At 49.9% G+C, this 19,211-nt stretch carries 16 protein-coding genes; 9 read left to right on the top strand and 7 right to left on the bottom strand.

Going from position 1 to position 19,211, the window contains the following annotated elements:
- Positions 1-127 precede the first annotated feature (127 nt).
- Positions 128-535 carry a histone-like nucleoid-structuring protein H-NS gene (gene hns / locus ACIPUG_RS02340; RefSeq protein ID WP_010275331.1) on the bottom strand — a complete coding sequence of 136 codons (408 nt, stop codon included), beginning with the start codon at positions 533-535 and terminating at the stop codon, positions 128-130.
- A 662-nt stretch (positions 536-1,197) separates the two neighbouring features.
- Here hns and ACIPUG_RS02335 point away from each other — a divergent pair.
- The gene (locus ACIPUG_RS02335; RefSeq protein ID WP_015840216.1) at positions 1,198-1,794 is read left to right on the top strand and encodes a thymidine kinase; all 597 of its coding nucleotides are present in this window, start codon (positions 1,198-1,200) and stop codon (positions 1,792-1,794) included.
- Between the two features lie 154 nt (positions 1,795-1,948).
- Here ACIPUG_RS02335 and adhE read toward each other — a convergent pair whose 3' ends face one another.
- On the bottom strand, positions 1,949-4,624 hold the full coding sequence (adhE, locus tag ACIPUG_RS02330) for a bifunctional acetaldehyde-CoA/alcohol dehydrogenase (protein ID WP_400337177.1): 2,676 nt from the start codon (positions 4,622-4,624) through the stop codon (positions 1,949-1,951).
- A 1,008-nt stretch (positions 4,625-5,632) separates the two neighbouring features.
- Here adhE and oppA (ACIPUG_RS02325) point away from each other — a divergent pair.
- The 6 genes from oppA (ACIPUG_RS02325) (at position 5,633) to oppF (ending at position 13,064) form a co-directional block, all read left to right on the top strand.
- Positions 5,633-7,303: an oligopeptide ABC transporter substrate-binding protein OppA gene (gene oppA / locus ACIPUG_RS02325; protein WP_051906080.1), complete on the top strand. Its 1,671-nt coding sequence runs from the start codon at positions 5,633-5,635 to the stop codon at positions 7,301-7,303.
- Between the two features lie 191 nt (positions 7,304-7,494).
- The gene (gene oppA / locus ACIPUG_RS02320) at positions 7,495-9,132 is read left to right on the top strand and encodes an oligopeptide ABC transporter substrate-binding protein OppA (RefSeq protein ID WP_014915336.1); all 1,638 of its coding nucleotides are present in this window, start codon (positions 7,495-7,497) and stop codon (positions 9,130-9,132) included.
- Positions 9,133-9,185: 53 nt separating this feature from the next.
- Positions 9,186-10,106 (top strand): oligopeptide ABC transporter permease OppB, encoded by a 921-nt coding sequence (gene oppB, locus ACIPUG_RS02315; RefSeq protein WP_010275310.1) that lies wholly within the window; start codon positions 9,186-9,188, stop codon positions 10,104-10,106.
- 11 nt (positions 10,107-10,117) lie between these two features.
- Positions 10,118-11,026 (top strand): oligopeptide ABC transporter permease OppC, encoded by a 909-nt coding sequence (gene oppC / locus ACIPUG_RS02310; RefSeq protein WP_039286585.1) that lies wholly within the window; start codon positions 10,118-10,120, stop codon positions 11,024-11,026.
- 11 nt (positions 11,027-11,037) lie between these two features.
- A complete protein-coding gene (locus ACIPUG_RS02305) occupies positions 11,038-12,033 on the top strand; it encodes an ABC transporter ATP-binding protein (RefSeq protein WP_039286583.1) in 996 nt (331 codons plus the stop codon).
- Entirely contained in the window at positions 12,030-13,064 is a 1,035-nt protein-coding gene (gene oppF / locus ACIPUG_RS02300; protein WP_039286581.1) for a murein tripeptide/oligopeptide ABC transporter ATP binding protein OppF, read from the top strand. Before ACIPUG_RS02305 ends, oppF begins: the two co-directional genes overlap by 4 nt.
- Before the next feature lie 71 nt (positions 13,065-13,135).
- On the opposite strand, the gene ACIPUG_RS02295 is transcribed toward oppF, so the two are convergent.
- Together ACIPUG_RS02295 and cls are read right to left on the bottom strand one after the other, a co-directional pair.
- The gene (locus ACIPUG_RS02295) at positions 13,136-13,459 is read right to left on the bottom strand and encodes an HI1450 family dsDNA-mimic protein (protein WP_400337175.1); all 324 of its coding nucleotides are present in this window, start codon (positions 13,457-13,459) and stop codon (positions 13,136-13,138) included.
- 180 nt (positions 13,460-13,639) lie between these two features.
- Positions 13,640-15,100, bottom strand: a complete 1,461-nt coding sequence (gene cls / locus ACIPUG_RS02290; protein WP_010275301.1) for a cardiolipin synthase — start codon at positions 15,098-15,100, stop codon at positions 13,640-13,642.
- Positions 15,101-15,290: 190 nt separating this feature from the next.
- On the opposite strand from cls, the gene ACIPUG_RS02285 reads away from it, so the two are divergent.
- Positions 15,291-15,467, top strand: coding sequence for a YciY family protein (locus ACIPUG_RS02285; protein WP_085996914.1), 177 nt, complete (start codon positions 15,291-15,293; stop codon positions 15,465-15,467).
- Between the two features lie 87 nt (positions 15,468-15,554).
- Here the strand turns inward: ACIPUG_RS02285 and ACIPUG_RS02280 are convergent, their stop codons facing one another.
- Together ACIPUG_RS02280 and ACIPUG_RS02275 are read right to left on the bottom strand one after the other, a co-directional pair.
- Entirely contained in the window at positions 15,555-17,228 is a 1,674-nt protein-coding gene (locus ACIPUG_RS02280) for a Tar ligand binding domain-containing protein (RefSeq protein ID WP_400337173.1), read from the bottom strand.
- 131 nt (positions 17,229-17,359) lie between these two features.
- Positions 17,360-17,656, bottom strand: a complete 297-nt coding sequence (locus tag ACIPUG_RS02275; protein ID WP_014915341.1) for a YciI family protein — start codon at positions 17,654-17,656, stop codon at positions 17,360-17,362.
- A gap of 265 nt (positions 17,657-17,921) precedes the next feature.
- Between ACIPUG_RS02275 and tonB the strand changes: the two genes are divergently transcribed.
- Positions 17,922-18,680, top strand: a complete 759-nt coding sequence (gene tonB, locus ACIPUG_RS02270; protein WP_014915342.1) for a TonB system transport protein TonB — start codon at positions 17,922-17,924, stop codon at positions 18,678-18,680.
- 102 nt (positions 18,681-18,782) lie between these two features.
- Here tonB and yciA read toward each other — a convergent pair whose 3' ends face one another.
- Entirely contained in the window at positions 18,783-19,205 is a 423-nt protein-coding gene (gene yciA, locus ACIPUG_RS02265; RefSeq protein ID WP_010275288.1) for an acyl-CoA thioester hydrolase YciA, read from the bottom strand.
- Between the last annotated feature and the right edge of the window lie 6 nt (positions 19,206-19,211).

The raw sequence follows: 19,211 nt of genomic DNA, 5'->3' as shown, positions 1-19,211 counted from the left end.
TCTGTTTACAAAAAACAGAGAGCAGCCAAAATGGCGACATATCTGTTTTCTCTTTGCAATATGCGTTACCAAAGAAAAACCCCCGATAGTTATCGGGGGGTTTTTCGTATTCAGTACTTATAAACGATTACAGCAGGAAATCGTCTAAAGATTTACCTTGCTCTTCGATTGCTTTCTTGATTACTGCCGGTGTACGACCCTGGCCAGTCCAGGTTTTAAGTTCGCCGTTTTCGTCAGTGTATTGATATTTTGCCGGGCGGGCAGCGCGCTTGCTTTTACCTGCAACCTTAACTGAACCTAAAGACTGCAATAATTCGTTAGGGTCAATACCGTCTGCAATCAGCATATCGCGATATTGCTGCAATTTACGCGCACGTTCTTCAACTTCAGCCTGAACCTGGCTATCTTCTTCGCGGCGTTCATTAACCACGACTTCCAGTTTTTCCAGCATTTCTTCCAAAGTATCCAGGGTGCATTCTCTTGCCTGGGCACGCAGAGTACGGATGTTGTTAAGAATCTTTAGTGCTTCGCTCATTGTGATAATCTCAAATAATATTATTGGTGGCGTGTAGTGTGATAATAGAGTGCTATTTTCCTTTCTGCAATAGTCAAATTTGTAAGTTTGTTAAAAAACATCATTTTTAAAACAGAACTCACATCGTATGTTACATAAATATAAATACTTTCCTGTTATCAAAAAAATACATTTGGTATGCCGCTTTTCTACCTCAAACGGCAGAGAATGACTTATTGATGCCGCGCCGTTGTTATAAGGAACGTTTATATCTTTTATCATAACAGACCGTCGCTGGCGGACGTATGGACAAAATGTGGCCGAGGAATAGCCCATTGCGCAGCGTGAAGACGAGTTGTTACAATAAGTGTTTACGACACGAATATCATATACTCCAAATAATTCGAGTTTCAGACAGGCGGCAAGAGAAAGACAAATTCGTCGGGAACGAATTTACCAGCCAACGGCTGGCCTTCGGTGAGAGACCGGATTTCTCTCATTTAATCCCGATGCGCTTACACCGGTAAGTGATTCGGGTGACAAATCTGCCGGGAGCAGATTTGAACGCTGCTAGCAGCGGCCCTTTAGGACGAGGTCCACTACGGGCTGAGTATTTAAGCGTCGCCAACGCACATGCAACTTGAAGTATTACGAGTATATAGCCTGCCTTTTGGAGTAACCGAGTGGCCCAACTTTATTTTTATTATTCTGCAATGAATGCAGGGAAATCGACGGCGCTATTGCAGTCGTCATATAACTACCAGGAGCGTGGGATGCGCACGCTGGTGTTCACTGCAGAAATAGATAATCGGCATGGCGTGGGGATAGTCAGTTCACGGATCGGCCTTTCTTCTCCGGCATTATTGTTTAATCCGCAGACATCGTTATTTGGATTGCTGGAGAAAGAACACCGCGCTCAGCCCGTAGATTGTGTATTAATTGACGAATGTCAATTTTTAACCCGTGAGCAAGTGAGTGAGCTTTCCGATGTCGTGGACCAATTAGATATTCCGGTATTGTGCTACGGGTTGCGTACTGATTTTCGTGGCGATTTGTTTTCCGGGAGTCACTATTTATTAGCGTGGGCCGATAAGCTGATTGAGTTAAAAACGGTCTGTCATTGCGGCCGTAAAGCCAACTGTGTATTGCGATTAGATGCACAAGGTAATGCTGTTCACGAAGGTGAGCAGGTCGTTATTGGCGGCAATGAGAGCTATGTTTCCGTGTGCCGTAAGCATTATAAAATTGCGCTGGGATTAACCCGTAAAGAAAGCGAGTAAGTCGGTTAAATATCCGACAGGCAGGGCGATGAATAAACGGCGTAGTGATGCGTGTCTATGCTGAGAACGAGTAATAAAAATGCCCAACCTTAAAAGGGTTGGGCATCGTTAAGAGATAAACCGCCTTTACGTTAAGGCGGGAATAGTCAGCACGTTACTGTGCGGCTTTTTTGCTGGTTTTAGCCCCTTTTACTGCGGGCTCAGCCGCTCCCGTTTTTTCTTCTTCAGAGAACTTACGACCGTAGTAAGTATCCAGCAGAATCTGTTTCAGCTCGGAAATCAGCGGGTAACGTGGGTTAGCGCCAGTACACTGGTCGTCGAACGCATCTTCTGACAGCTTATCGACCTTAGCCAGGAAATCAGCTTCCTGTACGCCCGCTTCACGAATTGACGTTGGGATCCCCAGCTCGGTCTTCATTTCTTCCAGCCAGTTCAGCAATTTCTCGATTTTCTGCGCGGTACGATCGCTTGGTGCCGTCAAACGCAGGTGGTCGGCTATTTCAGCGTAACGACGGCGAGCCTGCGGACGGTCATACTGGCTGAACGTCGTCTGCTTGGTTGGATTGTCGTTCGCGTTATAGCGAATCACGTTTGAGATCAGCAGGGCGTTAGCCAGGCCATGCGGAATATGGAACTCTGAGCCCAGCTTATGCGCCATGGAGTGACAAACGCCGAGGAAGGCGTTGGCAAACGCAATCCCTGCAATCGTCGCGGCATTGTGCACACGCTCACGGGCAACCGGATTTTTTGCCCCGTCGCGGTAGCTGTCTGGCAGATTTTCCTTCAGCAGTTTCAGCGCTTGTAACGCCTGTCCATCTGAATATTCGTTTGCCAGCACAGAAACATAAGCTTCCAGCGAGTGGGTTACGGCATCAAGCCCGCCAAACGCACACAGCGATTTCGGCATATTCATGACCAAATTGGCATCAACAATCGCCATATCTGGCGTCAGCGCATAGTCCGCCAGCGGGTATTTCTGTCCAGTGGCATCGTCGGTCACTACGGCAAACGGCGTCACTTCAGAACCGGTACCGGATGTGGTGGTAATCGCCACCATTTTGGCTTTGACGCCCATTTTCGGGAACTTGTAGATACGCTTACGGATATCCATAAAGCGCAGCGCCAGCTCTTCGAAGTGCGTCGTCGGGTGTTCATACATCACCCACATGATCTTCGCGGCATCCATTGGAGAACCGCCACCCAGCGCAATAATCACGTCCGGTTTGAAGGAATGCATTTGTTCCGCGCCTTTACGCACGATGCTCAGCGTAGGGTCTGCTTCAACTTCGAAGAATACTTCGGTTTCCAGTCCGTGCTGTTTCAAGACGGACGTCACCTGATCGACATAGCCATTGTTGAACAAGAAGCGGTCGGTCACGATAAATGCACGTTTTGCACCATCGGAAGCGACTTCTTCAAGAGCAATCGGCAGTGAGCCGCGACGGAAATAAATGGATTTAGGAAGTTTATGCCACAACATATTCTCTGCTCGCTTGGCTACCGTTTTCTTGTTGATCAAGTGCTTCGGACCGACGTTTTCGGAGATGGAGTTTCCGCCCCAGGAGCCACAGCCCAGCGTCAGAGACGGAGCGAGTTTGAAGTTGTAGAGATCGCCGATACCACCCTGAGAAGCTGGCGTGTTAATCAGGATACGCGCCGTTTTCATCATATTACCGAAATGATTCACACGCTCTGGCTGATTGTCCTGATCGGTATATAGGCAGGATGTGTGACCGATGCCACCCATGGCGACCAGTTTTTCCGCTTTAATGACGGCATCGTTGAAGTCTTTCGCACGATACATCGCCAGCGTTGGAGACAGTTTTTCATGGGCAAACGGTTCGGATTCATCGACGGCCGTCACTTCACCAATCAGCACTTTGGTATTCGCAGGGACAGTGATACCCGCCATTTCTGCGATCTTCGGTGCAGGCTGGCCCACGATGTCGGCGTTCAGTGAACCATTTTTCAGCAAGATACCCTGTACGGCATGCAATTCTTTGCCTTTCAGCATGTAGCCGCCGTGGGTGGCAAAACGTTCACGCACAGCATCATAGACGCTGTCTACCACGATGACGGACTGTTCTGATGCACAAATTACGCCGTTATCGAAGGTTTTCGACATCAGAATAGACGCCACGACACGTTTGATATCCGCGGTTTCGTCAACGACAACAGGCGTGTTACCGGCACCTACGCCGATTGCCGGCTTACCGGAGCTGTATGCGGCTTTCACCATGCCCGGACCGCCAGTCGCCAGAATCAGGTTGATATCGGGGTGGTGCATAAGCTGGTTGGACAGATCGACAGACGGTTGGTCGATCCAGCCGATTATGTCTTTCGGTGCGCCTGCCGCAATTGCCGCTTGCAGCACAATGTCAGCGGCTTTATTGGTCGCATTTTTTGCACGCGGATGGGGAGAGAAGATAATCCCGTTACGGGTCTTCAGGCTGATCAATGCTTTAAAAATGGCGGTAGAAGTGGGGTTGGTGGTAGGAACAATACCGCAAATCAGGCCAATCGGCTCGGCAATCGTAATGGTACCAAAAGTGTCATCAGTAGAGAGGATGCCGCAGGTTTTTTCATCCTGGTAGGCGTTATAAATGTACTCGGATGCGAAGTGGTTTTTGATGACTTTGTCTTCCACGATCCCCATGCCAGATTCGGCAACTGCCATTTTTGCCAGCGGGATACGGGCATCTGATGCAGCGAGTGCGGCAGCGCGGAAAATTTTGTCCACTTGTTCCTGAGTATAAGTGGCAAATTCCTGCTGTGCCTTTTTCACTCTTTCGACCAATGCGTTAAGTTCAGCAACGTTGGTTACGGCCATAATGCTCTCCTGATAAATGTTAAACTCTTTCAGTCAATTGTTCGCCGGATAGAACAGTATAGATAAACGAGCGGGGGGCGTTTTCGTTACCTTGCTATTCTTTTCTGCCTATTTCGCATTAATTGACTCAAAGAGCTTGTCAGCCGCCGTTGTGGCGCGATTGTTGCTTTTTAAAATACTGTAACCGCCGATATCGTAAATTTTTAAAATATTGTTTTGAAATTACGTAAAAATTAAGAATATCTGCGTGTCCGTTACGTTATGAAATGAGCATACCCATTTATGGGTGCTTTTTTTGTGATCAATATCGTATTTTCTTCAAGCTGACACCATTCAGCAGATTGGTATTGATAACGGCTATCATTAACCAGACAAAATTAGCGGCTTTTCTACCCAAAAGGGATTGTAAGAGAGGGGGCAGCATCGGAGTGTGACATTGTTAGGGGCACATTCCAGGCACGACGATGTGCACTATAGTGGGAATGACCTGTTCGTATAAAACGTGCTCGTATAAACGACGCTTATATCTTAATCGAGTGAGCTATTCTACGCGCAGCCTGCAGTAAGGGAATCGTGTGCTATTGTCGTGCAAGATGGGTAACGGAATTGTTAAAATAATAACATTCTGGTCAGGTAATGACGCGGACAGGTAAGCATACATCATCATTTTTGTGCTGTGAAAATGATAAAACCCACTACGATGTTTTTTTGTTCAAAATATATAAATTGCTGAATATTTAAAAAATATCTGCAAATAAATAGAAAAAACATTGTTTATCATGGGGTTAATGATTGTATCAGATGATTGAAATAAAACGTTTACCAGGCTGTAGTAAAGAAAATTAAGCAACATCAATGTAAAAATATTGGCGAATGTGTCTGCTTTTGATAGCTTCGAGTGTCGACCTGCTATTCGTTATTCACCCATAAATTAATTTTATGATTTATTTGGATAATGGGCGATCTTTTCTGCTCTATGTGACGGCGATTTTACGCATGGAGTCCGGTATGGCGTTGTATCAAGACAGGGGCGTTTATAAAGTGAAAACTCGCAAAACAAAACGATGCTTTGTTACCAGTATGATTGCCGCAGCAGTGATGGCGTCATGCGTGAATGTTCAGGCGGCGACTGTACCTGCCGGTGTTGAGCTGGCGAAAGAGCAGGTTCTGGTGAGAAACAATGGCGCTGAGGTGTCATCACTGGATCCGCATAAAATAGAAGGTGTGCCGGAATCTAACGTCGCGCGCGATTTATATGAAGGGTTGGTGATTTCCGATCCTGATGGACATCCGATTCCTGGCGTCGCTGAGCGGTGGGAAAGCAGCGATTTTAAAGTCTGGACATTCCATTTACGCAAAGACGCCAAGTGGTCAAATGGCGAACCGGTTACTGCGCAAGATTTCGTTTATAGCTGGCAGCGTCTGGCCGATCCGAAAACCGTTTCTCCTTACGCCAGCTATTTACAATATGGTCATCTGCTGAATATTGATGACATTATCGCCAGCAAGAAATCTCCTGATACGTTAGGCGTAAAAGCGCTCGACGACCATACGCTGGAAGTGACATTAAGCGAACCAATCCCGTACTTTTATAAATTACTGAATCACTCATCGATGTCCCCGGTCAATAAAGCGACGGTGGAGAAATTTGGTGATAAATGGACTCAGCCGGAAAACTGGGTAGGAAATGGTGCTTACCGTCTTAAATCCTGGGTCGTGAATGAGCGGCTTGTGCTGGAGCGTAATACCCAATATTGGGATAACGCCAAGACCGTGATTAATCAGGTCACCTATCTGCCGATTGCGTCTGAAGTGACGGATGTTAACCGCTATCGTGCGGGTGAAATTGATGTTACCAATAACAAATTACCTATCGAGCTATTTCAGAAGCTAAAAAAAGAAATCCCACAAGAAGTTAACATCAATCCCTATCTCTGCACCTATTATTACGAAATCAATAATCAGAAACCGCCGTTTAATGATGTCCGGGTCCGTACCGCTCTGCGCATGGGGCTGGATCAAGACATATTGACCAATAAAGTTAAAAATCAGGGCGATATTCCTGCCTATGGCTATATTCCTCCGTTTACGGACGGCTTGAAAGCACATACGCCAGAGTGGTTTACCTGGCCACAGGCGAAACGTAATGAAGAAGCAAAAAAACTGCTGGCAGAAGCGGGCTATACCGCAGAGAAACCGCTGACATTTAATTTGCTCTATAACTCGTCAGATTTGCATAAAAAAATGGCGATCGCAGCGGCATCGATCTGGAGACAGAATCTGGGCGTTGACGCGAAGTTGGAAAACCAGGAATGGAAAACCTATCTCAGCACGCGTCATCAAGGCAATTATGACGTTGCGCGTGCCGGGTGGTGTGCGGACTATAACGAACCGACATCGTTCCTGAACAGCATGTTGTCAGACAGTAGCAACAACACGGCGCATTATAAGAGCGCGGCGTTCGACAAGCTGATGGCACAGGCGGTTCAGGCGAAAACGGACGATGAACGTGCGCAAGTTTATCAGCAGGCAGAATCGCAGCTGGATAAAGACGCGGCCATTGTACCGGTCTATTACTACGCGAACGCCAGACTGATAAAACCTTATGTCGGTGGCATTACTGGCAAGGATCCGTTGGATAATATACGGGTGAAGGATCTCTATATCATTAAGCATTAATCCGCAGCTGTTTACGGTTTGATGCAAATGAAGTGAGCAAGCAGTGATTAATTTGGTGTTTAATCTCTGGTTACCCATTCCTGCCATGTGGGAATGGGTCGTGAGTCGAATCGATTAATCGTTTTCTCACCGGGCTCTAATTCAGGAATCGTGCTGGGATAACTAGCACGACAACATTACAGGAGAAAATAATGACACACATCACAACTAAAAAAAGAGTAGCTGCCGCTATTATCGCGGCATTAAGTAGCACGATGGCTGTTTCCGCCTTCGCCGCGACCGTTCCCGCAGGCGTTCAGTTAGCAGAAAAACAGGAATTGGTTCGTAACAACGGTGCTGAAGTTTCCTCCCTTGACCCGCATAAAATCGAAGGCGTACCGGAATCCAACGTGTCGCGCGATCTGCTGGAAGGGTTGGTTATTTCCGACGTTAACGGCAAAACCAGTCCCGGCGTAGCAGAAAGCTGGGATAACAAAGATTTTAAAGTGTGGACATTCCACCTGCGTAAAGATGCCAAATGGTCCAACGGTGAGCCGGTTACCGCACAAGATTTCGTCTATAGCTGGCAGCGTCTGGCCGATCCAAAGACAGCATCGCCTTACGCCAGCTATCTGCAATATGGTCATCTGCTGAATATCGATGACATCATCGCCGGCAAAAAATCTCCGGATACGCTGGGCGTGAAAGCGATCGACGATCATACTTTTGAGGTTACGCTTTCCGAAGCGGTGCCTTACTTCTATAAGCTGCCTGTTTACGTAGCCATGTCACCGGTGAATAAAGCGGCAATCGAAAAATTCGGTGAAAAATGGACGCAGCCGCAAAACTGGGTCGGCAACGGTGCCTACAAGCTGAAAAGCTGGGTTGTGAACGAAAAAATGGTGCTGGAGCGTAACCCACAATATTGGGATAACGCCCACACCGTGATTAATCAGGTGACGTATCTGCCGATTGCGTCTGAAGTGACGGACGTTAACCGCTACCGCAGCGGTGAAATCGACATGACGTACAACAACCTGCCAATCGAACTCTTCCAAAAGCTGAAGAAAGAGATCCCGGATGAAGTGAAGGTTAACCCGTACCTGTGTACCTATTACTACGAAGTTAACAACCAGAAGCCGCCGTTTAACGATGTACGCGTTCGTACCGCGCTGCGTCTGGGTCTGAGCCAGGATATTCTGACCAACAAGGTGAAAAATCAGGGCGATATTCCTGCCTATGGTTTTGTTCCACCGTATATCGATGGGCTGAAAGCATCAGTTCCAGAGTGGTTCACCTGGCCACAGGCGAAACGTAATGAAGAAGCGAAGAAACTGCTGGCAGAAGCGGGCTATACCGCAGACAAACCGCTGACGCTGAACCTGCTGTACAACACCTCCGATCTGCACAAGAAAATGGCGATCGCAGCGGCTTCTATCTGGAAACAGAATATCGGTGTGGACGTTAAGCTGGAAAACCAGGAATGGAAAACCTTCCTCAGTACGCGTCATCAGGGAACCTATGATGTTGCACGCGCCGGATGGTGTGCCGACTATAACGAACCTTCAACCTTCCTGAACAGCATGCTGTCAGACAGCAGCAGTAACACCTCGCACTATAAGAGCAAAGAGTTTGATGCACTGGTGGCGAAATCCTTGCAGGTGAAAACCGATGAGGAGCGCGCTGCGGTTTACCAGCAGGCGGAATCGCAGCTGGATAAAGACGCTGTCACCATACCGGTCTATTACTATGCGAATACCCGACTGGTGAAACCTTATGTTGGTGGATTAACGGGCAACGATCCGCAGGATAATGTTTACGTGAAAGATCTTTATATCATCAAGCACTAATAATAATGGCTGGCGCACGCTGTTGTGCTGCCAGCCTTTTATAGGTACGAGCAATGTTAAAATTTATTCTTCGCCGCTGTTTAGAGGCGATTCCGACACTATTCATCCTGATCACCATCTCGTTTTTCATGATGCGATTGGCGCCCGGCAGCCCTTTTACCGGTGAACGTAATTTACCGCCGGAAGTGATGGCGAATATTGAAGCCAAATACCATCTGAACGACCCCATTATGACGCAGTACGGTAACTACTTGCTGCAATTGGTGCAGGGTGATTTCGGTCCTTCGTTTAAATACAAAGACTATTCCGTGAACGATCTGGTCGCGACGTCTTTCCCTGTTTCTGCAAAACTGGGGGCCGCGGCATTCGTTCTGGCCGTCGTTTTTGGTGTGAGTGCCGGCGTGATCGCCGCGCTGAATCAGAATACGAAATGGGACTATACCGTGATGGGCTTTGCCATGACGGGGGTGGTGATACCCAGCTTTGTCGTCGCGCCGTTGCTGGTGCTGATTTTCGCCATTACGCTGCGGTGGCTGCCCGGCGGTGGGTGGAACGGCGGGGCACCCAAATACATGATTTTACCGATGGTGGCACTGTCTTTGTCTTATATCGCCAGCATCGCGCGTATTACCCGAGGATCGATGATCGAGGTTTTACACTCTAACTTTATTCGCACCGCGCGCGCCAAAGGGCTGCCGATGCGTCGCATCGTCCTGCGCCATGCGTTAAAGCCTGCGCTGCTGCCTGTGCTCTCTTATATGGGGCCAGCGTTTGTGGGGATTATTACCGGTTCGATGGTCATTGAAACCATTTTTGGTTTACCCGGTATTGGGCAACTGTTCGTAAACGGTGCACTGAACCGCGACTACTCACTAGTACTGAGCCTGACGATTCTGGTCGGCGGCTTAACCATTTTATTTAATGCGATCATTGACGTGCTCTACGCTGTTATCGATCCGAAAATTCGCTATTAATTGGGGGCGTTATGTTTTGGAATCGAAAAAACGTTGAAGCGTTAGAGAACTTCACCGAGCAGGCTGAGATTGAAGGACGTAGTTTGTGGCAGGATGCGCGTCTGCGCTTTATCCACAACCGTGCTGCTCTGGCCAGTCTGCTTGTTTTAGCCGTGATTACCGTGTTCGTGATCTTCGCCCCGATGCTGTCTGCATTTGACTACGCGGATACGGACTGGGGAATGATGTCAGCCGCGCCGGATATGACGTCTGGACACTATTTTGGTACGGATTCCTCCGGTCGTGATCTGCTGGTCCGTGTTGCCATCGGGGGCCGCGTCTCGCTGATGGTTGGCGTTGCGGCGGCGCTGGTTGCGGTGATCGTTGGAACGCTGTATGGCGCGATGTCCGGTTATCTGGGCGGGAAAGTGGATTCGGTGATGATGCGCCTGCTGGAAATCCTCAACTCATTCCCGTTCATGTTCTTCGTTATTCTGCTGGTGACGTTCTTCGGGCAGAACATGCTGCTGATCTTCGTGGCTATTGGCATGGTGTCCTGGCTGGATATGGCGCGTATCGTGCGTGGCCAGACGCTGAGCCTGAAACGTAAAGAGTTCATTGAAGCGGCGATGGTTTCCGGTGTATCCACGCGCGGTATCGTATTACGCCACGTTGTGCCTAACGTGCTGGGCGTGGTGGTCGTTTACGCCTCTCTGCTGGTGCCAAGTATGATCCTGTTCGAATCCTTCCTGAGCTTCCTGGGTCTGGGAACGCAGGAACCGTTAAGCAGCTGGGGCGCCTTGCTGAATGATGGTGCGAACTCGATGGAAGTGTCGCCGTGGTTACTGTTCTATCCGGCGGCGTTTCTGGTTGTCACGCTGTTTTGTTTTAACTTTATCGGCGATGGCCTGCGTGATGCCCTCGACCCGAAAGATCGCTGAGGAATATCGACATGAGCAAGATTGAGTTAACTGGCGCGCACGACGCGCTGCTACATGTTCAGGATCTCCGGGTAACGTTCAAAACGCAGGATGGCGACGTGACGGCGGTTAACGACCTGAACTTCACGCTTAACGCGGGTGAAACGCTGGGGATTGTCGGTGAATCCGGCTCTGGTAAATCACAAACTGCGTTTGCGTTGATGGGGTTGCTGGCTCGCAATGGTCGTATCGGTGGCTCGGCTCGTTTTCGTGGCAAAGAAATTCTCAATTTGCCTGAAAACCAGCTGAATAAGCTACGTGCTGAAGAAATCAGTATGATCTTCCAGGACCCGATGACGTCGCTGAACCCTTACATGCGCGTCGGCGAACAGCTGATGGAAGTGCTGATGTTGCACAAACGCTTGAGCAAAAGCGAAGCGTTTGAAGAGTCCGTCAAAATGTTGGATGCGGTCAAAATGCCGGAAGCGCGCAAGCGTATGAAGATGTATCCGCATGAGTTTTCCGGCGGGATGCGTCAGCGTGTGATGATCGCAATGGCGCTGCTGTGCCGTCCGAAGCTGCTGATTGCCGATGAACCGACAACGGCACTGGATGTGACGGTTCAGGCGCAGATTATGACGTTGCTGAACGAGCTGAAACGCGAGTTTAATACCGCCATCATCATGATTACCCATGACCTGGGGGTTGTTGCCGGTATTTGTGACAAAGTGCTGGTGATGTACGCCGGGCGCACGATGGAATACGGCGTTGCACGCGATGTCTTTTATCATCCGAGCCACCCGTATTCCGTTGGCCTGCTCAATGCCGTGCCGCGTCTGGATGCGGAAGATGAAGTGTTGGCGACCATTCCGGGTAATCCGCCTAACTTATTACGTTTGCCGAAAGGGTGTCCGTTCCAGCCACGCTGCCCGTATGCGATGGATGTTTGCCATAGCGCACCGGCGCTGGAATCTTTTGGTGATGGCCGCTTGCGCGCCTGCTTTAGAGCGATTGAGGAGGTGGTATGAACAACGCAGACGAGAAGAAGGTGTTGTTAGAAGTGGACGAGTTGAAAGTCCACTTTGATGTCAGAGATGATAAGCAGTGGTTCTGGCAGCCACCGAAAAAATTGAAAGCGGTCGATGGTGTGACACTGCGTTTATATGAAGGCGAAACGCTGGGCGTGGTGGGGGAATCCGGCTGCGGCAAGTCTACGCTGGCGCGTGCCATTATCGGGCTGGTAAAAGCGACTGACGGACGCGTTACCTGGCTGGGAAAAGATCTGCTGGGTATGAGCGCCGATGAATGGCGCGCCGCGCGGAGTGACATTCAGATGATATTCCAGGATCCACTGGCGTCGCTGAACCCGCGTATGACCATCGGTGAGATTATTGCCGAGCCGTTAAAGGTTTATCATCCAGAGCTGGATCGACAGACGGTGAAAGATCGTGTGAAAGCGATGATGCTGAAGGTTGGGCTGCTGCCGAACCTGATCAACCGCTATCCGCATGAGTTCTCAGGCGGGCAGTGTCAGCGTATCGGCATCGCGCGTGCGCTGATTCTGGAGCCGAAGCTGATTATCTGTGACGAACCGGTTTCCGCGCTGGACGTGTCGATTCAGGCACAGGTGGTTAACCTGCTGCGTCAGTTACAGCGTGAAATGCGCCTGTCGCTGATTTTTATCGCCCATGACCTGTCGGTCGTGAAGCACATTTCCGATCGTGTACTGGTGATGTATCTGGGTCATGCCGTAGAGCTGGGAACGTACGATCAGGTCTACCAAAACCCGCAGCACCCGTACACGCGTGCGCTGATGTCTGCCGTGCCGATTCCCGATCCCGATCAGGAACGGAACAAGAAGATACAGTTGCTGGAAGGGGATTTGCCTTCACCAATCAATCCCCCATCGGGCTGTGTGTTCTGCACGCGCTGTCCGGTTGTCGGCCCTGAGTGCTCGAAAACCCGGCCATTGCTGGAAGGGAGCTTTACGCACGCAGTTTCGTGTTTGAAGGTCGATCCGCAGGCGCTGTTACCGGTGGCAGAAGCTGAATCACAGTAATCCGTTTTATCGGCTACTGATGTAAAAAAGGCGTCTCCTGCGGGAGACGCCTTACGTTTAAGCAAGAGAAATTATTCTTTCCACAAAATGTGGCAAAGTTTGTGGTCTTTTTCCCGGCAAATCAGCACGCGGGCAAAAATATCCGTGATCTCTTCACCGTCTTCTTTGGCCAGCCCAATAACGACTTCGGCAAAAAAGTCAGGATTCAGGTCGAAATCAACGTGATCGGCCCAGTCTTCAGCAGGATCGAATAACTCTGCGCCGCCGCGCTCTTCGAATTGCAGGTTAAACAGCAGAATATCTGCCGGATCGAGGTTATCAGCCGCGAGTTCCAAAAAGATGTCGTAGGCCTGTTCCAATGCTTCGTCTTCGGTCAGGCGATTATTCAAATCCATAACGTAATTCCTGTTAATTCCCAATAGCCTTATTAGAACACGGGAAAACGGAGTATGCCCTAAATAATTCGAGTGCAGGCAGGCGGCGACGCAGTGAGTCCCCAGGAGCTTACATAAGTAAGTGACTGGGGTGAGCGAGGAAAGCCAACGCACATGCAGCTTGAAGTATGACGGGGATATTTATAGCAGGGGGCTGAAAAAGTAGAACAGCCGCTCGACGATACGTTGCCAGTAAGGGCGGTTTTGCCACTGTGTCGCGTTTAACAGGCGTGAGCGGGCGATATAATCTTCCTGAACGCAGGCTAAATCGCTGCCGAATCCGGCATCGTCAATCACCAGCGTAATTTCAAAATTCAGCCACAGACTGCGCATATCCAAATTTACCGTGCCAACCAGACTGAGCTGTCCATCAACCAGTACGCTTTTGGTGTGCAGCAGGCCGTCCTTGAACTGATAAATTTTTACGCCAGCGGCCAGCAGTTCCGTGAAGAACGCGCGACTGGCCCAGCCGACCAGCACGGAGTCATTTTTGTGCGGCACAATAATGCTGACATCGACTCCACGCTGAGCGGCGGTACAGATGGCGTGCAGCAAATCGTCGCTGGGTACGAAGTAGGGCGTCGTCATGATCAATTGCTTACGTGCCGAATAGACGGACGTCAGCAGCGCCTGATGAATCATTTCTTCCGGGTAACCGGGGCCGGAGGCAATAACCTGAATGGTGTGGCCGCTCTCCTGTTCGAACGGCATAACGTTAACATCCGGCGGCGGCGGAAGCAGGCGCTTGCCTGTCTCCATTTCCCAGTCGCAGCAGTAAATAATCCCCAGCGTGGTCGCCACCGGGCCTTCAATACGCGCCATCAGGTCGATCCATTGCCCAACGCCGGCATCTTGCTTGAACAAACGGGGGTCGACCATATTCATGCTGCCGGTATAGGCAATACGGTTGTCGATGAGGATGATTTTACGGTGCTGGCGCAAATCCATGCGGCGAAGGAAAGCACGGAACAGATTAACTTTCAGGGCTTCGACCACTTCGATCCCGGCAGTACGCATCAACTCGGGGTGATGCTGGCGGAAAAATTGTACGCTGCCGGCAGAGTCCAACAGAATACGGCAGTGTACCCCGCGGCGTGCCGCGGCGATAAGGGAAGAGGAGACTTGTTCGACCAGGCCGCCGGGTTGCCAGATGTAGAACACCATTTCGATGTTGCTGCGTGCGAGTTCAATATCACGCAATAGCGCTTTAATGGTGTCATCAAACGTGGTCATCAACTGCAACTGGTTGCCTTTAACGCCACCAACCCCTTGCCGTCTCTCACACAGCTGAAATAACGCGCTGGCGACCTCACTGTTTTCCGTCGCAAAAATACGGCGATATTCTTTTAATTCGCGTAGCCATTTTGCCGTTGATGGCCACATTTTGCTGGCACGTTCGGCTCGGCGTTTGCCGAGATGGAGCTCGCCAAACGAAAGATAAGCGACAATACCGACAAGTGGCAGAATATAAATTACCAACAGCCAAGCCATCGCAGAAGGCACCGCCCGACGTTTCATCAGAATACGCAGGGTCACACCTGCAATCAGCAACCAGTAGCTAAAAACCAGTAACCAACTTATTACGGTATAAAATGTCGACATAAAAGCAGCACAGTTCCCTTCTGCAAAGAATTAACAAAGTGTACGCATAGATTTATAAAAGGGGAAATGCCTTTCCTCTGAATAAAAGTGATGAGCAAGAAGATAATAGTTGAGAAAGGGATTCACTGATTGTCGCCGTGAATTAGGGGGGTATAATGCCCAGCGCGAGTGTATTAACAAGAGTCGCATAATGAAACGCAGTCGGAATGAAGTGGGTCGCTGGCGGATGTTACGTCAGGTCCAGCGCAGAAGAAGTCGCTGGTTGGAGGCTCAATCACGTACGTATCGTCATATTCGCTCTGCCCGTTATCTGCAACAAAAGCAGCAACGACGAGCATTGCTCTATGCGGTAACCTACGACTGGTAAACCAGTGAGGAAAATAGCGACCCGATGCCTGGTCGCTATTTTTTTATCACACGATTTACCATTCGCGGGGTTTATTCCCTCATCGGCTCATCCCATCACCGGAATGCGCTGCGCCATTGCGCTCTGATCGATCATCGGGTTAATGTCATCCTCCGTCGATGGCAGGATAAACAGCGATACCGACGTATTTAAACGCTCCGTTTGCTCCAGCAGTGAGGTGAAGGTGTGTGCGGAGGCTTCAACCTGTCCCGCATTTTCCCTTACGGTGTCGTTCAGCGTGCTGAGGCGGGCGGTGACTTCATGGATGCTCTCGTTCTGCTGGTGCGATATCTCCGAAATCTCGCTCAGAAACGTGCCTGTGTCTTTCGCGGTCTGAATGATGTGTTGCAGGCTGTCATTCAGTTTGTTCACCAGACGTGTTCCTGCGGTTACGCTGTTATCTGAATCACGAATCAGCACATTAATATTTTGTGCAGAATGGCTGCTTTGCGAAGCCAGCGTGCCGACTTCCCGCGCGACAACGGCAAAACCTCGTCCCATCGTTCCAGCTCGTGCGGCTTCAATGGCGGCGTTCAAAGACAGAATGTGCGTCTGAAACGCCACGTTCTCTATCATCCCAATGGCTTCTGTCATCTCACGCGTTCTGCCTGCAATGTCTGACATCGCCACCTTGACGTCATTCATCATCGTCTCACCCTGTGCGGCGATCTTGCTGGTATCTTCCGCGTGCAAATTAGCCTGTTGGGTATGCTGGGTATTTTGTTCCAGATGCTGGCTAAGCTGAATAATATGTTCTGTGGTGACTTTGAGTTCGTGGGATTGGCGGTTCGCCTGTTCGGAAAGCCGATGGTTATCTGCCGCAACCCGATCGACCTGCGTCACCATGTGGTCAACGCCCTGACGAACCTGATTGACCAGGTTCACCAGACCTTCCTGCATTTGAATGACGCTGGTATTAAGCTGTTCAACTTCGCGTGTACCGCGCGTCTTTGTATTGACCGCATGCGAAAGGTCGCCCGCCGCGATCAGTTTTAAATGGGCAATAATGTGCGTCAGCGGACGAATAATGATCCGACTCACGCCAATCCACACGGCGATGGCGATTGCCAGCAAGAGCCCCAGAACCGTAATGAAGATCGTTTTTGCGTTATCGAGAGAGGATAAAAATTGTTGGCCATGCTGCTTTTGCAGCGCATCGGTATCTTGCAGATAGTGTGAATACTTCTGGGTAAAATCGCTTTGATAAGCCTGTACCGGAACGGCAAAGAAAATATCGATCTGATTAGTGGTCTTTATTCCTTCGGCCAGCTCGACAAGCCCGGAATAAAGCTGGCTATAGCTCTTTTTCAAATCGATAAACGCCGCGGTGTCTGCTTCAGCCGTCGTGGCCGTCCCCAGTAATTGGTAGTGCTCCTGCGCCTGTTTGAGAGACACTTCCGCTTCATCCATCAGGCTGTGCCAGCTACCTTCAGACCCCGTTTCTTTGTCTACCAACAAATAAATGCCCGCGCGGTTGAGCTTGTCGCTGGCATTCATCACTTCCATCCGTGCTTTATCCATTAACGCTTGTTGCTGACGAAGGCTCTCGTTAGCGGAAATATCCTGCCGAACCTGAGTCATCGTTTGAGAAATGACGCCGACGGACACCAATTGCAATAAAGAAAATAACCCAATGATCAATAACAATCCGGAGAGAATACTGAGGCGATGACGGCGGCGGATACGTGCAACTCCGTTTCGCAAAATCGCAGGCATTAACATGATTGTTGACCCTCTATAGATGAATAGCGGTCAAACTATCACTGTTAAATGACTAAAATATTTCAGCTTTTGGCGGGAGCGAAAAGGGCCATGGCTTTTTCATGCAACCATGACCTGTATCAATTGGATGTTTAAAACACTTTTTTGAATGGCTTCACGCTGACGTGTTTATAGACGCCTGCTGCGAGGTAAGGGTCGGCGTTGGCCCATGCTGTTGCCTCATCCAGCGATGTGAATTCGGCGATAATCACGGAGCCGCTAAAGCCAGCCTGACCGGGATCCTCGCTGTCGATTGCAGGCAAAGGGCCAGCGGTAATCAGTCGACCTTGATCGCGCAATGCCTGTAAACGGGCAAGATGGTCTGGTCTGACCGACAGGCGTTTTGCTAATGAATCAACATTATCTTCAGCATAAATGACGTAGAGCATAGCGACCTCACAGGTGGGAAGGTACCCTTCATCGTTTGGGGTGCCGGGTTTGAGACCCCAGCGGTCAAACGCTATCGGGTAAGAGAAACGAGTTTCTATCATCATACGTGATGTTGTTTGAAGACAATAGTGCGAGGACAATAGGTTGATTTGCCAGAGTAATCCCCCCGCGATTTCGGTTTTTTTAACAATTCCACGGGTTGTTATTGAATATGATTGCTATTTGCATTTAAACTTGGGCGGCATAAGAGGATAAAGACAGACTATGCCGCAAAAAAAGTTTTTTTTGACCCGCCGTTACTCATGGCCATTCATACTTTCAGCCGGTTTTCACGGTTCACTGATTGCAGGTTTGCTGTACGCATCATTTAATAATTCAATCGAATTACCGCAGGAATCTAAGCCCATCAGCGTGGTGATGGTGAACCCTGCGGCCTATGAAGCGGCACCTGCTGCGAAATCTGCCCCGGAGCCAGAGCCGGTTAAGCAGCCCGAACCTGAGCCGGAACCCATTCCAGAACCGGAGCCATTGCCGCAGCCGGTTCCTATGCCATTACCTGAACCAAAGCCCAAGCCGCCGAAACCTAAACCGGAGCCTAAGCCGGTGAAGAAGGTTGAGCAACCGAAGCCGGTTAAACGTGAACCGACGGTTGAAAAACAGCCGCCTTCGCCGTTTACCAGCACAGAACCAACGCGCAATGTGACTAATGCGCCAGTGAAGCAGGCACCGGCACCTGCAGCAAGCACGCAGTCAAGCGGGCCACGTCCGTTGAGCCGCGCACAGCCTCAGTATCCGGCTCGCGCGTTTTCTCTGCGTGTTGAAGGGCGGGTGAAGATGCAGTTTGATGTGGACGAGTCAGGACGTGTTGACAACGTGCGCGTGCTTTCTGCTGAGCCACGTAATATGTTCGAACGTGATATCAAACAGGCCATGCGTAAATGGCGTTATGAAGCGGGTAAACCGGGCAAAGATTTGGTTGTGACCATCGTCTTTAAAATTGACGGCGGGGCGGCAGTCGAATAATTCATGCCAGTACAAAGAAACGGGACGTCATCTTTAGCAGAGGACGTCCCGTTTTCGTATCGATCGCTATTCAAGGCAGCTTACGCCGATGAACGCTAAACGTTACTCGCTTGGCGTGAAGTTGCTTTTACCCGCAGGCAGTTCGCGCGGATGGCCTTCTTCATCTACGGCAACGTAGGTGAATAACGCTTCGGTAGCCCGATAACGCTGACCAATCGGCTCAGAGGAGACTTTCTTCACCCACACTTCGACGTTGACGTTGATAGAGCTACGGCCAGTACGTAAACAACGCGCATAGCAGCAAACCACATCGCCGACGGCGACAGGTTTTAAGAATGACATCCCATCAACCCGTACGGTAACGACACGTCCTTCGGCAATTTCTTTCGCCAGAATCGCGCCGCCGATGTCCATTTGCGACATCAGCCAGCCGCCAAAAATATCTCCGTTCGCATTGGTATCGGCTGGCATTGCCAGCGTGCGGAGAACCAGTTCGCCCTGTGGTAACACGTTTTGTGTGCTCATTGTGTC

Source organism: Pectobacterium sp. CHL-2024, from assembly GCF_044751765.1.
Taxonomy (GTDB): Bacteria; Pseudomonadota; Gammaproteobacteria; order Enterobacterales; family Enterobacteriaceae; genus Pectobacterium; species Pectobacterium brasiliense.
The sequence above is the reverse complement of the archived record's forward strand: the minus strand, read 5'-3'. Positions and strand labels throughout refer to the sequence as shown.